The sequence below is a fragment of the Citrobacter sp. C348 genome (genome assembly GCF_047467975.1).
In the GTDB taxonomy this organism is placed as follows: Bacteria; Pseudomonadota; Gammaproteobacteria; order Enterobacterales; family Enterobacteriaceae; genus Citrobacter; species Citrobacter gillenii.
The window spans coordinates 146,893-163,338 of sequence record NZ_JASJUJ010000008.1; the positions used below are offsets into that span (position 1 = coordinate 146,893).

A 16,446-nucleotide genomic window follows, 5' to 3' on the forward strand; every position below is an offset into this window, starting at 1 on the left:
TGCGAAGATTATTCGTCAAAACGTTCATAAAGGTAACAACAACGACTTTCTCCGCACAACAGCACAATTGTGATATCAATAATGAACATAATTAATAAATCGCAGAGATCATCATAAACGTCCACGAGATTCACCGCTCTGTACTTAACAGTGGGTTGCTGGTTTTTATCACACCGTTGTGGCTATCAGAAAATCGATCAACGCGTTCACTGTTTTGGTTTTACCCGCGTTTTTATCCTCATCGCAACGTCTCCCCTTGATTAAGCCAATGAAAAGCTGGTCTCATTGCTGGGTGAACTGGCGGCAGAGAAAAGTGTGACGTCTGCACAAATCGCGCTGGCATGGCTGCTGGCACAAAAGCCGTGGATTGTTCCTATCCCTGGTACCACCAAGCTACACCGGCTGGAAGAAAACCTGGCGGCTGCCGACATTGTTCTTTCACAGGATGACTCACGGCAGATAACCCAGGCGCTTGAAACGATTAAAATCGTCGGTGAACGTTATTCTCCTGAACACCAGGTACGCGTAGGCCGTTAATACCCAAACGGGTCCACAGCAAAATGCGGGCCCGTTACTCTGAATAGCGAAGTGCATCGATCAACAGCGCAAAAGCCGGCGGATGCTGCTTACGGCTCGGGTAGTAGAGGTAATATCCGGGGAAAGATGGGCACCAGTCCTGCAAAACCTGAATAAGCTCTCCTGACTTGATATAATCCTGCACCCTGTCTTCAGGTATACAGGCGATGCCAAAACCGGATAACGCCGCATCAATCCTTTCTGCCTGCAGATTAAATGTGACCTGCCCTTCCACTCTGACCCGTAACGGTTTCCCTTCCTTCTCAAACTCCCAGTGGTAAAGCCCACCGGCTGTCGGCAGGCGCATATTGATACACCGATGATTTTGTAGCTCGTGCGGCGTTTCAGGTGCAGGGTTTGTAGCGAAATAAGATGGGGCTCCCACTACGGCCATTCTCATGTCCGGCCCAATTCTTACCGCAACCATGTCCTTATCCACGCTTTCACCCAGTCGGATCCCGGCATCAAAACGCCCCTCGACGATATCAACAAAGCCGTTATCAACCACCAGCTCGAGATTAATTTCCGGATATTCCCTGAGGAAGGGTTTTAGCTTGGGCCAGACCAGACTTCGCGCGGCATGCTCCCCGGCAGATAAACGGATATTGCCGGAGGCAGTACCGTTCAGTTGAACCAGCGATTCCAGCTCCTGTTCAAGATCGGCAATACGCGGTTCAAGGCAGGCAATAATTCTCTCACCGGCCTCTGTAGGGGCAACGCTTCGAGTCGTGCGGGTCAGAAGGCGGATATTCAGCCTTTCCTCCAGGGCCTTCATCGCGTGGCTGAGTGCAGACTGAGAAACGCCCAGTTTACCCGCTGCTTTGGTAAAACTTCGCTCCCTCGCTACCACAAGAAAGATTTGCAGTTCGTTGAAGTTTTCTTTGAGCATAGGCGATTTCCTTATGGAGGCATTCCCTTCATCGCACACTCATGAAGGGTGTTCATAGACACAATCATTTTAGCCCTATTACTGACAATAATGATAATTGATATTCTGGCTGTATCGAAAATAAGTCTGCATTATCAGAAGGTTTATCATGAAAATACTCGTTGCCGGGGCGACAGGAAGTATTGGTCTTCATGTCGTCAATACCGCTATTGAAATGGGTCATCAGCCCATGGCGCTGGTCAGAAATAAACGCAAAGTAAAATTGCTTCCTCGGGGAACGGATATTTTTTACGGCGATGTTTCAATGCCTGAAACACTCACCGAATTACCGAAAGATATTGATGCCATCATCTTCACACTCGGTTCTGATGGTCAGGGTCGAATTGGTGCCCGCGCTATCGATTACGGCGGAGTACGCAATATTTTACGAATATTCAAGGGTGTACCTGTTCGTATCTGCCTGATGACCACGATTGGCGTGACTGAACGGCTCAGCACCTGGAATCAGCGCACTGAGGTTCATGACTGGAAAAGACGTGCCGAGCGTCTGGTCAGGGCCAGCGGTCATCCCTATACCATCGTCAGGCCCGGCTGGTTTGATTACAACAATGATGATGAGCACAGAATCGTGATGTTCCAGGGAGATCGTCGCCATGCGGGAACGCCGGAAGACGGTGTGATATCTCGAGAGCAAATCGCCCAGGTCCTGGTCAGTGCCCTGACCAACGACGAGGCAAAAAATAAAACATTCGAGTTGGTGGCTGAACGAGGCGAAGCACAGCAGGATCTTACGCCACTGTTTGCAGACCTGCAGGCTGATGATCCACATAAAAATGATGGGGTTTTAGACATAGACAATATGCCTCTCAGGGAAGAACCGGAGTGCATTATTAACGAGCTGAACCTGTATTCAAAAAAATCAACCAATCTACAACCCTGACAATTTTGTCAAATAGCGGTCAGTCTCATGACAGCTTAGGCCTGTATATTTGAATGTACAGAGGGGGATAGTTCCCCTGATATGAGTCCAGTTTCAAACATAGATTTTAGAGGAGGTTATACCCTGCCGTTTTGACTTTCAGGACTTTCATTTGTAGTGGTCAAGTAATACGCATTCTGGCGATTCGGGAACAATACGGTTGCTTAAATTTTGTAGAACAACGTATTTGCCGCTATTGGGGACTGAACGAAACCAAAATATTCATAGAACGCTCTGGCCTTGCCATCAATAGCATGTACCATGATGGCTTTGATACCCACTTGATCGGCTAAGTTAGAAATGCGCAGTACAGCGTCATTAAGCAGCCATTTTCCGAAACTATGACCTTGCGTACTAGCATCAACAGCAAGACGGCCCAACAGAACAACCGGAACAGGATCGGGCATATTCTGACGTAAGCTACGCCCTAAGTCAGCGTGGCTCACGGATCCAGTTGCAATGGAATAGTAACCCACTACGCGCTGAGTAGACTCCAGACAAATGACGAATGTGCGCGATGCGTTGATGTACTGATTTTTAATCGCCCGGCGACGTAGCCAATCATTTAACACCTCATTACCGCAATCGAATGGCTGGAGCTCATGCCCTTCGGTCAGCAACGCCGGCGCCGTGACGTTTATTTCCATTCTGGCTTCACATCCATCAGGCGTTGACGCCCCTCAACATTTTGTACAGGTGCTTCAAGCTGCTCAATGAAAGACTGATATCGGGCATCGTCCAGGACGAACACACGCTGATCCAGAATGATATTCTGGGCCTCATGCACGGCCTTCTCAATGATAAAGTCAGTGCGGTTTTTATTAACCAAACTTGCGGCATAATCAATCACTGCGCGTTCCTCATCAGTCGCGCGGATATTAATTTGTTTATCGCGAGTTGGCTTACGAGCGCTGGTTTGCATGAGTTTCTCCATATGGTAACAAATTGCTATACACAAACCTTAGCCCAATTGGTAGCAGATTGCTATACGAAACTTGAGTTGCACCCGCCTGATTCGGCGGGTTTTAACTTCACCTTCTACATAATCAAGGTGTTACAATATTAAACCAGAAGTCGAAGCTGTCTAAATAGCCGAGAAATTCGTCAAGTTTTGCGTGATTACCGCTGACGTGTAACTCGCCCTTTTCTTCTGCTTGTTTTAGCGACTCCTCTTTGAGGATGATTTTGTTCAGGGTCGCGCGGTTCAATACAATTGAAGCATCAGCGTTACTGGCCTGCACGTTAGCACTATGATTAAGCACGCCATTTTCCAGCTCCAGCTTATAGTTGCCACCGTCATTGCCTAAATCGACATTAAAGACCGCTTTTGCATTTGCTGCCTTTTCGCCATTGATGTGCACCGCCAAATAATCAAAGAACATCTCCGGTGACATAGCTTTAACCGTATCTGGGCTGGCCGTATTTGGTGTCGCACCTTTCACCACGCCGTTGCGTAACTCCTGGGCACCGGTCAGATAAAAATTCCGCCACGGACCTGATTCAGCCTGATATCCCATTTGCTCCAGGGCATCGGCCTCGAGGTTGCGTGCCTCTTTGTTGTTAGGATCGGCAAAGACGATATTGTTCGTAACTTGCGCCACCCAGCGATAATTGCCCTGGGCATAATCTGCTTTTGCTTTTTGCATAATGACATCAGGGCCGCCCATGTAATCAACATATTTCTTTGCCGCTTCGACGGGTGGCAATTCATCGAGGGTTGCCGGGTTGCCGTTGAACCAGCCGAGGTAAAAAACATAGGTTGCTTTCACGTCATGGCTGACAGAACCGTAATAACCACGGCTGGCCCATGATTTTGCCAGACCGGGCGGCAACGTGAAGTTCGCCGCGATTTCATCACGGGTCAGTCCCTGGTTAGCCATGCGTAAAGTCTGATCATTAATGTAGCGATACATATCGCGCTGGCTCTTCATTAGCGTTACGACATTTTCATTGCCCCATGTTGGCCAGTGGTGTTGAGCAATAATAATGTTTGCTTTACCACCCCAGCGGCCAATCACGTCGTTGATATATTTTGACCAGGCCAACGGATCGCGAATTTTCGCACCGCGTAACGAATAGGTATTGTGCAGCGTGTGAGTCACATCTTCTGCCGCTTCAATCATGCCCTTCTCTTCTACATACCACAGCATTTCTGATGGCGCTTCCGAACCTGGAGCCATCATAAAATCGTAGGTCAGCCCGTCGATAACTTCTTTCTGCCCGGTGTGGGTGATGTAGTTGGTAGGTTCAATCAGCGTCACCGTCCCGGCGGAGGTTGTCGTCCCAAGCCCCGCCCCAACCTGTCCTTTCGCATCGGGCTGTAATAAGTTGCCATACATATAACTGGCACGGCGACTCATGGCATTACCTGCCATAATATTTTCTGATACCGCTTCTTTCATAAAACCAGCCGGTGCATATACCTTCACTTTCCCGGATTTTACGTCGGATTCATCAACGACGCCGCGAACACCACCATAATGGTCAACATGGCTGTGAGTATAAATGACCGCCACGACGGGTCTCTTTCCACGATGTTGATAATAGAGATCCATCCCCACTTTTGCGGTCTCAGCGGATACCAGAGGATCAACCACCGTAATACCCTCTTTACCTTCCATTATGGTCATATTTGAAAGGTCCAGATTTCGGATCTGATAAACCCCTTCGGTTACTTCAAAAAGCCCACCGATATTGATCAGTTGTGACTGACGCCACAGGCTTGGGTTCACTGTATCGGGCGCTTTTTCACCTTCTTTAATAAACGCATACTGCTGCGGATTCCAGACTATATTGCCTTGTTTTCCTTTAATCAGGTCAGCCGGAAGCGGAGCAATAAATCCTTTGTGAGCATTAGAAAAATCAGTTTTATCATTGAAAGGTAACTGCCCGTACAACGCATCGTTTGCACTTTTCGTTTGTACCGTGGCATCTTTCGCTCCCTCTTGCGCCATAACTGGCAGCGACATTAATGATGTGGAACACACACCTGCGATGATCATATAACCCACTATTTTATTAAGTAGCATAAATCCTCGGCTAATAAAATTTATGAGCAGGAACGCCCCACTCTTTTGAATGTAGAAAAGTTGTATAAGGGTAAAAATGTAAGCCTGTATGGTTCAATAATAAAAGACTAACACCAGCAACCAGGGGACCTAATTAGAATGATGTTCAATTATAAATTTTCATTTATCTTTCATTAAACTCCATAGCAATAAAAAGGCATTCGCTATATCAGTCATGTTGACCAAAACGGTATGACACCCCTGCGGTGACTGAACTGATATCACTGGTGGCGCCAATCTGATTTTCGTTGCCCACGTTGCTTACCCACTGATATTCAAGTCGTCCAGCCCAGTTTTTATTGAAGGCATACTCTGTACCGACAGCGACTACCGGACGCACACCGGTGTCAAAACGGTTATTGCCTTTAATATCAGACTCCGCGCGATACGCCATCGCCCCCGCCCGACCATATACATCCCAGGCGTCGGTCAGGCCATAACTTGCTTTCAGGGTCAATTGAATGCCCTGACTTTTCATTTGGGAACCTGATGCGCCGTTTTTACCATTAAACTGCATATTGCCTAAATAATCGTAACCACCTTCTACAGCAAGCCACGGCGTAATTTGGTAGCCGGTAAAGACACCGCCTCCCACATTATCGCTATCAAAGCCGACATCACCGTATTTATTTCCATGGTCATTCATCTGTTGCGTCGTACTGCTATCAAAATAGTGTGACCACCCGAATTTTCCACCCGCATACCAGGTTCCTGTATCGGCTGCTGCAAAAGCAGTTGTGGCGGTAAAAGCGTTAACGATAATGAGTGTGAGAATTGTCTTTTTCATATCTTACCTATTGTTGAAATACAGCTATGTTTGACGAATATAACGTACCCCCACAATAGAATGTTCAAGCTGTGTTGATAATCTATATTTTATTTATTTTTGGATTTACTCAAAACCTCTCAGGCAATCTGCTGATTGATGTCAGATACCCCCCGCGTTCGAAATCAATATAACCCCCTTTTTTTAACGCGGAGACGACATTCAAAATGCTGCTACGCGATAAGTGCGTACGCTCTTGAATATAATCTAAAATAGCGACTCGCTGGCGTGTTTCCTCGGGTAAAAGCATCATCTCCTCCAGATGATTACGTATTACTGAGTAGGTACGCTGCTGTACCACTAAATCATCACGATAGAAGAGATAACCTGTATGGTAGGAAACTATGGAGGCAACGTCTTCCCATAAACCATTTTTATGAAACAGCTCTCGCGCTTTATGCGCATCGACGCGTAGTATTGTTGACTCTGTTTCTGCACGTAATAAATGACCGTGAATCGGTTGGAGCATCTCCGCGAGACCGAACAGATGGGGTTCATAGACCGTGACGATCAGTAGGCCATCCGACGAACGCAAAATAGAAAGCTCTCCTTGCAGAAAAAGATACAACTGAGGCTGATTTTTGTGCATCCAAAGGATACGCCGACGTGGCACAACATTGAGTTTTTCGGCTATGGGTTCAAGCGCTTGCGTCAAGCGTTGGATACTTTGTTCAGGACGTACCGGTGGTAAAATTTGCATGATAAAACCCGTACTCTTTCAATTGAGCTAACGATGTAAACCAAGATAACTTCAATGAAGATAGACCATATTCCAGCCATAGGGTTCCTATTAATAAAAGAACAAATTTATTTTTATTAGGATATGTCATATGGAAAAGGCCACCAGCAGGTAGCGACAGACGATTAATTATGCCGCTGCACGCTCCCTGTATGACACGGGAACAGATGTTGTGAATTCAATAGTCCACAACCGTTACTATTAGCATCATTCTAAAGCCGGGTTTATTAAAATGTTGCGCTAAAATTGATAGCTGTAATTAACGCTGGCAAACCAAAGCCACGGTTTTTTATATTCGCCCGCAAAAGTATCTGATTTAACCTGAGAAGACTGCATATGCAAGTACTCCACGGCAAACCCAATATTACTGGCAGGTGTAATCTGGTATTGTGCCCCGGTGCCAAATCGCCATTCGTCGCCGGTAGGTAACGACAGAGAAACATCACTTTGTGTTTTGTACGGCGAGCTGTCAAACGCAACTCCCGCATTAATTCGCCACTGCTCATCAGGGCGATACTGTACACCTAACGCGGTATGCCATGTATCTCTCATACGATTGACGTGTTCGTTCGATTGACCATTAACGGTTACTTGTGGGCTACCAAACTGACTCCAGTCCTGCCAGCCAAGATCGCCCATCACCGACCACTGCGTGTTGATATCGTGAACCAGACTCAACATCACCTGCTGAGGTGCACGAACTTGTGCGGAGATCGGCAGGTCATACTCAACATTTGGCAGGTTTGGGAAACGCGCTTTTCCATCGATATTGAAATGATAATCGGTCTTACTGGTCCAGGTAATACCTGCTCGAGTGCGTTCGGTTAAATCCATTAGCAAGCCAAGACGGTAATTCGTCGCCCAGTCATGATCGTTTTGTTTCTCATCATTACCCCCGACATTTCGGGTTAGCGACAGAAAGCCATAGTTTAGCCCCACAGCCGCACCCACTGAGACTTTATCATTCAACTTCCAGGCCATCCCAGGGCTGAGGGTCATTGCTACCATCGTACTTTTTTTAATTAACCGATCACCTGCCCAGTTGCCAAAATCGATACCCAGTCCATAGTTGCCATATAATCCAATCCCCGCCGAAACGGAATCACTGAGTTGCTGTGTATAAAACAGACTGGCATTAGGAAAAATTGTCATGACGTTGCCGGGGCTTTGTCGATCCGCCGATTCGTTATTCAACGAATAGGGAATATCTCCCCCCATTGCCTGCAATCCTGTGGTAACCATGTGGTCAGGTAAGCGAGTCATGCCTGCGGGGTTAGTGAATAGCGTTGACGCATCCTGGGCCCGGGCGGCCTGCCCGGCTCCCGCTAGCGCGGTATCTTCCGTACCTATTTCGTAAAAATAGAGCGCACTTGCATGACTGAGCGTTGAAAATAGCATCCCGGAGATGAGAATGATTTTTTTCTTCATTTGGTTACCTGCATTGATGGATAATCTTTTTGTGTAAGGAGTATGGCTAACAACGTGCCTGTCTCTCTAAAAACTATAGAGTTACCCCACTGTTTCGCAAAGATTGTCTTATTGTTTTCGGCAACATCATAATCAGGGGACTGGAGTGGTGTCGTGACAAAATCGATCCAATATTAAATTTTCAAATTCAGTACTACGACTTCACTATTACAAAACACATTTAAATCATCTGTTTTACGTAGAGTATTAAGAATAAGACTACGTTGACGATCGTCACAGGGTTTGCATACCCTCAGTGGCTTAGTTTGTTAAATAATGACCAAAATGCTTAAAGAATCATAGGTCCTCATACCTTACCACTCCTCAATACATATTGGTCTCTGAAGCATTATTTAATGGTGGGCGCCAGCACCGCGCGGTGATAATTAACTCAAGTGTAAAGAAATGAAAATTTAATATTTTCATTATAAAGTATGAGTGAAGTCGCCACAGGAAAATCCATAGTTATGATCATAACAAAAATGTCATGTGAGATAAAAACGCCACTTTTAACCCTTGCGAAGACGTCGTCTTCGCAAAACTGTGTGCCTTGAGTATGTGATTAGATTCAATGGGTTAAAAATACTTCCATTTTTTCAAACCTGATCAATAAGTGAGGTGAATATATTAGCACGCAAACCAGGAGAATAACTTTAATAATGACGCCAGTATTTTAACTATTTGAAGAATGGAATCTGTACACGTAATAGCACACGAGAATCAAATAAGACTCATTCTCATATCTGTTTTGGTTAGTAACAGATATGACTGATGATAGCTAATCCAAAGTAAAGATAGGGGTAATTAGTTATGGCCTCACAATATGACTTTACTGTCACACTCCACGATCTCGCTTTTATTCTTAAGCAGATCAAAATATCTGAAGCAGCAACTAATCCGGATGGTTCGATCAATGGCGATGCCCTTAGGGATTTAGTATCCAGCCCATTGTTGCCCTATGGGCTACGCACGGTAGATGGTTCGTGGAATAGCCTTTTGCCCGGCCAGGAGTTATACGGCTCTGCCGACCAGACAATGCCAAGGTTAACCGCATTGAATTGGCAGGATGCTGACGCGATGACCAGCTACATTCAACTCGGTGGCACGGTTATTGATGCAGACCCTCGTATTATCAGTAATTTAATATCCGATCAAACCGCCTCTAACCCAGCTGCGCAGGAGGTGTTTGACGCATTATCAGGCGTGCCAGGCGGTGGTACCATCACCGGGGAAGGCAATACCTTAACCATCCCAAACCAGTCACCGGATGTGGGGCTCTCCCCTGCTTTTAACGGCTGGATGACGTTCTTTGGTCAGTTTTTTGACCACGGTCTGGATCTTATCCCTAAAGGCGGAAACGGTATTGTCTTTATTCCCTTGCAACCCGATGACCCTTTATATGTGGAAGGATCACAAACTAATTTTATGATCTTAACCCGGGCCACGGTTGATGAAAACCGTGAAACGGTCAACACAACGACGCCTTTCATTGATCAAAACCAAACCTATACCTCCCACCCTTCACACCAGATTTTCATCCGTGAATACGTATTAATAGACGGCAAACCAGAGCCGACCGGAAATTTGTTGGGCGGTGCTAACGGCGGTCTGGCAACCTGGTCTGACGTTAAACATCAGGCTGAAACGCTGCTTGGCATTAAACTCACCGATCAGGATGTCTTTAATGTTCCACTGCTGGCGACCGACCGTTACGGTAATTTGATATTAAGTGACAATGGCAAAGTACAAATTGTTACCACCGGCGGATTAGTCGAGGCTAACGGAGGCCCCTTACCTGAGGGCACGTTCCGTACCGGACACGCCTTTCTGGATGACATTGCCCACACGGCTGCGCCAAAAGCGGGCCTGGTTGCAGATAGTGATGGTGCCGTTGGCAACGGTAACGCAACCGAGCAACCAGCAGGTACTTACGACAACGAACTGCTCGATCGCCACTTTATCACCGGCGACGGGCGCGGTAATGAAAACATTGGCCTGACTGCCGTCCATGCGGTGTTCCACAGTGAACATAACCGCCTGGTGGAACAATATAAAACCACCCTGCTGGAAACCGGCGATGTTGACCTCATCAATCAGTGGTTGATGCCGAACCATCAAATAACTGAGTTGCCAGCAGATACCAGTACCCTGGTCTGGAATGGAGAGTACTTATTCCAGGCAGGACGTTTCTCCACGGAAATGCAGTACCAGCACCTGGTGTTCGAGGAATTTGCCCGCACAGTGCAGCCTGCCGTCGACCCGTTTGTCTTCTCTAACACGGCGGATATTAACCCGCTGATCTTTGCCGAGTTTGCGCATGTGGTTTATCGCTTTGGCCACTCGATGCTCACAGAAACCGTAGCGCGTACCGATATCGACAAAGAAAACGGCGATCTCGATTTAATTACTGCGTTCCTCAACCCGGTGGCATTTAATCAAATCAACGGTGTGGGTGTTTCTGATGATGTGGCCATCGGTGCGATTGTCCGCGGCATGACGCGTCAGGTCGGCAACGAGATTGATGAGTTTATTACCGATGCGCTGCGTAATAACCTCATCGGGTTGCCGCTGGACCTGGGTGCACTTAATATTGCCCGCGGTCGCGATACCGCAATGCCGACGCTGAACCAGGCTCGCGAGCAGTTCTTTGAACTCAGCGGTGATTCGCAGTTGCGCCCCTATACCAGTTGGGCCGATTTCACCACCTACCTGAAAAACCCGGCGTCCATTATTAACTTTATGGCCGCCTACGGTCAGCATGAGCTGATTCTTAATGCCACCACGCTTGAAGGTAAACGCGCAGCGGTTAACTTCCTGTTGTTTGGCGATAAAAACAATGCGCCACCCGCTGATGCGCTCGATTTCTTCAACAGTACCGGCGCATGGGCTACCAAAGAAACCGGCCTGAATATGGTCGACTTCTGGATTGGCGGTCTGGCAGAGCGTAAAAACGAATTCGGCGGCATGCTGGGTTCGACCTTCAACTTTGTATTTGAAACGCAGATGGAAATGCTGCAGGACGGCGACCGGTTCTACTATCTGAGCCGTGTTCAGGGGCTGAACTTACTCAACGAACTGGAGGCAAACTCGTTCTCCGCACTGGTGATGCGTAACAGCGACCTTGGCGAAGCGAATTCCTCTCACCTGCCCGCTAACCTGTTCCAGACGCCGGATCATATCTTCGAAGTCAACACCGTGTTGCAAATGGAAAGTGATCCAACATGGGGGAATCCGCTGAAAGACCTGCTGACACCTCTACTGGTGCGACGGGCTCCGGGGAATGATGTTGATGGTGATAACCATGCCGACGGCGGCTACCTGAAATACATCGGCGATGGACACGTGGTACTCGGCGGCACTGCCGGAAACGACACGTTAATTGGCGGTAAAGGTATTGATAGCCTGTGGGGCGACGGCGGTGATGATCGTCTGGACGGTGGCGACGAAGCTGATGTGGTCCACGGTGGTGACGGCAATGACATTATTACCGACACCGGGACACCGGTTGGCGATGCTGATTTCCTGCACGGCGATGCCGGGCATGATGTCATCTTCTCCGGTAACGGTAACGACCTGGTCTTTGGCGGCAGCGGTAGCGACTTCGTGGTGGTTGGCGAAGATGCACAGGAGGTCTTCGGCGGGCAGGATAACGACTTTGCACTGGGCGGATCGGGTGCTGATACCCTGATGGGTAACGAAGGTGACGACTGGCTGGAAGGCGGCGACGGGTTCGATACGTTGGCCGGTGATAACTCTGAGCTGTTCTTCAACAGTACCATTATTGGTCATGATGTGCTGAACGGTCAGGGCAACGATACCGACTACGATGGTGAAGCTGGCGACGATATTATGGTTCAGGGCGCGGGTATTCAACGCAACAATGGTATGGCCGGTTTCGACTGGGCAATCCACAAAGGCGACCCGAACGGTGCGAACTCTGATCTCGGGATCCCGATTTTCGTTAATCAGCAGGAATTCATTCTGCGTGACCGCTTTGACCTGGTCGAGGGGCTTTCAGGATGGAAGCACAACGACATTTTGACCGGCACGGAACAGCCGATCGGTACCGCGCCAGTTCAGGGCACCCCGCTCTCCAATAACCTGACGCAGGAAGGTGCGGACAGGATCAACGGCCTACAGTCCATTCTCGGCGTCGAGCGCTCCTCTAACCCGAATGCGGTGTTGCTGAATCCGGATGACGGCAGCGACATCATCCTCGGTGGTGGCGGCAGCGACCGTATTATGGGTAAAGCGGGTAACGACATCATTGATGGCGATGCCTGGCTGAACGTGCGTATTGCCGTCACCGGCATGGCCGGACTCACCAGCGCAGAGAGCATGGCTGAGCTGAAGTCGTACATGCTGGCCGGCACCCTGAAACCGAACCAGCTGTCGATCGTGCGTGAGATCTTGCGTGAAGGTGACGGCACCGAAACTGACGTTGCGGTGTATCGCGATATCAGCACTAACTATGCCTTTACCCGTATGGCGGACGGTAGCCTTCGGGTTGACCATGCAACGCCGAATGCTGCCCTGAACCTGGATGACGGCACTGACCGCCTGCTCAACATTGAAAAACTGGAGTTTGGCGACGGTCAACAGCTGTGGGTCACCGCACAAAAAGCGACGGGTAACGTCAACATTAGCAGCGCGACGCCTTCGGTCGGTGACTTGCTGCGCGTTAACGTGGCCAACTTGCTGGATGGTAACGGACTCGCGGCAAATACGGTGATCACCATGACCTGGCAGGCTCTGGTCAACGGACAATGGCGCGATCAGGCAACCGGCGTAGAGTTCAGAGTACCGGGCTCTATTCAGGGCGCTCCGCTGCGCGTGGTCGCCAGTTTTAACGACCAAATGGGCGATGCGGAAACCTTAGTCTCAGCACAAACCCAGGCCATTATGCCACGCAATCAGGCGACCACCGGCGCACCGGTGATTAACGACCTGACGCCGACTGAAAGCCTGACGCTGACCGCAGTGGTCTCCGGTATTGCCGACGCTGACGGTCTGAGTGGCGGCAACTTCAGCTACCAATGGCGAATGAGTTCTCCAACCGGGTTCATCAACATTGCGGGTGCCACATCAGCAACCTACACGCCTGGTCAGGCCGCTGTAGGACGCACGTTGCAGGTGGTGGTCACCGTTGTTGATGACGAAGGCAACCCCCCAGTTGTTCTGACATCAACCACCACCCAACCAGTGGGTGATCTGATTGTCGGTACCAACGGAAACAACACGCTGAACGGTACCGCATGGAGTGACATTCTGCGCGGTGAAAACGGCAATGACAATTTGTTTGGTGGTGCGGGTGATGACCTGCTGGTCGGAGGGGCCGGAAACGACAGCCTGTCTGGTGACGCGGGACAAGACACGCTGCAGGGCGATGCCGGCGATGACACCCTCGACGGCGGTTTAGGGGCAGATAGCATGACCGGCGGTGTCGGCAATGATACCTACATCGTGAATGACGTTGGTGATGTGGTGATCGAAGGTCTGAACGGCGGGACGGATGTGGTTCGCACCAGTCTTGGCAGCTACGACCTGACCGCTAACGTTGAAGAACTGGTGTTCACCGGCAACGGCAACTTTATCGGTACCGGTAATGGGCTTGCCAACATCATTACTGGTGGTGCGGGCAACGATCAGCTGTTTGGTATGGGAGGCAACGATCAGCTGTTCGGTGGGATCGGGAATGACTTCCTGGATGGCGGAGACGGCAATGATAACCTGCAAGGTGGCAACGGCAACGACGTCATGATTGGTGGCGCGGGCGTCGATACCCTCACTGGCGGTAACGGTGACGACATCCTCAATGGTCAGGAAGGCAATGACAATCTGGATGGCGGTACCGGGAATGACATCTTCGCCTTTGCCGCCAACTTTGGGCGAGACCGCATCACCGGTTTTGACAGTAATCCTAATGGTGGTCAGGACTATCTTGACCTGGTTCAGTTGGGCATTAATGCGGGGAATTTTGCCAGCAGCGTGTCTATCACCGGCAGCAACGGCAATACCATCGTCACTATCGGGGCTGACAACATCACGTTGGTTGGCGTCAATTCAAGCACCGTCACGATAGGTGATTTTTATCTGGAAACGCCGAACACCCTTGCCAGTAATAACGGCAACGGTTCATTGATCGTATAAGGAGAAGACTATGTCGCGCCAGCATACGCCAACAGAACTGAATGATGCATTAAAAGGAACGAAACCTACTTTTCTTATCCTGTTATTTTTTAGTTGTGTGATTAATATGCTTATGCTGGCGCCGGCAATTTATATGCTACAGGTTTATGACCGCGTTCTGGTGAGTAAAAACACCACCACGCTGTTAATGTTAACCTTACTTATTGTCGGTTTATATACTGTCATTGCCATGATTGAATCAGCCCGTGCTAAGGTCATGGTTCGTCTGGGAAATCGGCTGGATGTGAAGTTAAGCCAGCTGATTTTTAACTCGGCGTTTAAAAGAAAGATTGCCACCGGAGAGAACAATCCCGCGCAGTCAATAGCAGAACTTGATCAAGTTCGTCAGTTTCTTTCTGGCAATAGCCTGTTTGCTCTGCTGGATATTCCGTGGACCCCCATTTATTTATTCATCGCCTTTCTTGTCCACCCTTTATTGGGATATCTCTCCCTCGGCGGGATATCCATACTGTTTATTCTCACCATAGTGTCTGAATTATCGACGAAACGACCTATTCAACAAGCCCATGCGTTAACCATCAACAATGCCACCAAACTCAATAAGCAGTTGCAAAACTCCGATGCCATTGAAGCGATGGGGATGCTCTCAACCCTCAAGTCCAACTGGCAAACCCAGCATGACAAGGTGCTGGTATTACAAACGCAGATCGCCGACAAAACGGCAGGATTAAGCAGCCTGAGCCGCTTCGTGCGAGTGTTATTGCAGTCCATCGCGCTGGGCGCCGGTGCGCTACTGGTGATCGGGGGACAAATTACCCCCGGCCTGATGATTGCCGCCTCGATTATTCTGGGGCGCGTTCTGAACCCGGTTGAACAGGTGATCGGCAGCTGGAAGCAGTTTGTGCAATTTCGCAGCGCGTGGCACCAGTTATCAAACCTGCTGAAGGAGTACCCGGCACCGAAAGATGTCCTGACCCTGCCAAAACCCAAAGGCAATATCAGCGTCGAAGCCGTCTTTGCGGCCGCCCCCGGTCAGCATACTCCGCTGCTACGCAATATTTCATTTCAGCTTGAACAAGGCGAAGTACTGGGGATTATTGGCCCGTCAGCCTCAGGCAAAACGTCGTTGGCTAAAGTACTGGTCGGCGTGTGGAAACCGTTATCGGGTAAAGTCAGGCTCGACGGCGCGGATATTTGTCAGTGGGATAAAGAACTGCTGGGTCCGTCCATCGGCTACCTTCCGCAGGATGTCGAACTGTTTGACGGCACCATCGCGCAAAATATCGCCCGCTTTACGAAAAATGACAGTGAACTTATCGTGGCGGCCGCGCTGCTTGCGGGTGTGCACGAGATGATCCTGCGCCTGCCGCAGGGGTATGACACTTTACTGGGTTCAGGTGGATATCAACTATCAGGTGGTCAGCGTCAGCGTATCGGGCTGGCGCGCGCGGTGTATAACAACCCTGCATTTCTGGTCCTTGATGAGCCAAATGCTAACCTGGATGATGCCGGTGAATTTGCCCTCATCAAGGCGATTAATACCCTCAGAACCCAGGGGCAAACCACCGTGATCATCTCCCATCGCCCCACGCTGCTTGGTGTGGTGAACAAGGTTTTACTGCTCAATGAAGGGGCTATCCAGGAGTTTGGTACCCGTGATCAGGTCTTTACCACGTTACGCCAGGCCAATGTATTAAAACCAGTGGCGACAGCGTCTTCATCCAACAATGAACAAAAACGCGAGGCATGAAG

The 16,446-nt window shown here is 49.2% G+C and carries 10 protein-coding genes and 1 pseudogene; 4 read left to right on the plus strand and 7 right to left on the minus strand.

Annotated features, from left to right (window positions below; genetic code table 11):
- Positions 1 to 264 precede the first annotated feature (264 nt).
- Positions 265 to 537: pseudogene (locus QNN86_RS16100) on the plus strand (aldo/keto reductase); the annotation flags it as partial.
- 34 nt (positions 538 to 571) lie between these two features.
- Here the strand turns inward: QNN86_RS16100 and QNN86_RS16105 are convergent.
- Positions 572 to 1,465: a LysR family transcriptional regulator gene (locus QNN86_RS16105; RefSeq protein ID WP_146716824.1), complete on the minus strand. Its 894-nt coding sequence runs from the start codon at positions 1,463 to 1,465 to the stop codon at positions 572 to 574.
- A 148-nt stretch (positions 1,466 to 1,613) separates the two neighbouring features.
- Here QNN86_RS16105 and QNN86_RS16110 point away from each other — a divergent pair, with 148 nt between their 5' ends.
- Positions 1,614 to 2,405, plus strand: coding sequence for an SDR family oxidoreductase (locus tag QNN86_RS16110; RefSeq protein ID WP_414211695.1), 792 nt, complete (start codon positions 1,614 to 1,616; stop codon positions 2,403 to 2,405).
- Between the two features lie 203 nt (positions 2,406 to 2,608).
- Here QNN86_RS16110 and QNN86_RS16115 read toward each other — a convergent pair whose 3' ends face one another.
- The 6 genes from QNN86_RS16115 to QNN86_RS16140 form a co-directional block, all read right to left on the minus strand.
- The gene (locus QNN86_RS16115) at positions 2,609 to 3,091 is read right to left on the minus strand and encodes a GNAT family N-acetyltransferase (RefSeq protein WP_181619406.1); all 483 of its coding nucleotides are present in this window, start codon (positions 3,089 to 3,091) and stop codon (positions 2,609 to 2,611) included.
- Positions 3,082 to 3,378: a DUF1778 domain-containing protein gene (locus QNN86_RS16120; RefSeq protein ID WP_168246960.1), complete on the minus strand. Its 297-nt coding sequence runs from the start codon at positions 3,376 to 3,378 to the stop codon at positions 3,082 to 3,084. The genes QNN86_RS16115 and QNN86_RS16120 overlap by 10 nt, the downstream gene beginning before the upstream one ends.
- A gap of 112 nt (positions 3,379 to 3,490) precedes the next feature.
- Positions 3,491 to 5,473 carry an alkyl/aryl-sulfatase gene (locus QNN86_RS16125; protein ID WP_414211698.1) on the minus strand — a complete coding sequence of 661 codons (1,983 nt, stop codon included), beginning with the start codon at positions 5,471 to 5,473 and terminating at the stop codon, positions 3,491 to 3,493.
- A 208-nt stretch (positions 5,474 to 5,681) separates the two neighbouring features.
- On the minus strand, positions 5,682 to 6,299 hold the full coding sequence (locus tag QNN86_RS16130; RefSeq protein ID WP_181619408.1) for an outer membrane beta-barrel protein: 618 nt from the start codon (positions 6,297 to 6,299) through the stop codon (positions 5,682 to 5,684).
- Between the two features lie 109 nt (positions 6,300 to 6,408).
- Positions 6,409 to 7,038, minus strand: a complete 630-nt coding sequence (locus tag QNN86_RS16135) for a winged helix-turn-helix transcriptional regulator (RefSeq protein WP_181619409.1) — start codon at positions 7,036 to 7,038, stop codon at positions 6,409 to 6,411.
- Positions 7,039 to 7,317: 279 nt separating this feature from the next.
- A complete protein-coding gene (locus tag QNN86_RS16140) occupies positions 7,318 to 8,505 on the minus strand; it encodes an OmpP1/FadL family transporter (protein ID WP_414211700.1) in 1,188 nt (395 codons plus the stop codon).
- Positions 8,506 to 9,354: 849 nt separating this feature from the next.
- Between QNN86_RS16140 and QNN86_RS16145 the strand changes: the two genes are divergently transcribed.
- On the plus strand, positions 9,355 to 14,694 hold the full coding sequence (locus QNN86_RS16145) for a peroxidase family protein (RefSeq protein ID WP_414211702.1): 5,340 nt from the start codon (positions 9,355 to 9,357) through the stop codon (positions 14,692 to 14,694).
- Between the two features lie 10 nt (positions 14,695 to 14,704).
- The gene (locus tag QNN86_RS16150; RefSeq protein WP_137400132.1) at positions 14,705 to 16,444 is read left to right on the plus strand and encodes a type I secretion system permease/ATPase; all 1,740 of its coding nucleotides are present in this window, start codon (positions 14,705 to 14,707) and stop codon (positions 16,442 to 16,444) included.
- Positions 16,445 to 16,446: the final 2 nt, after the last annotated feature.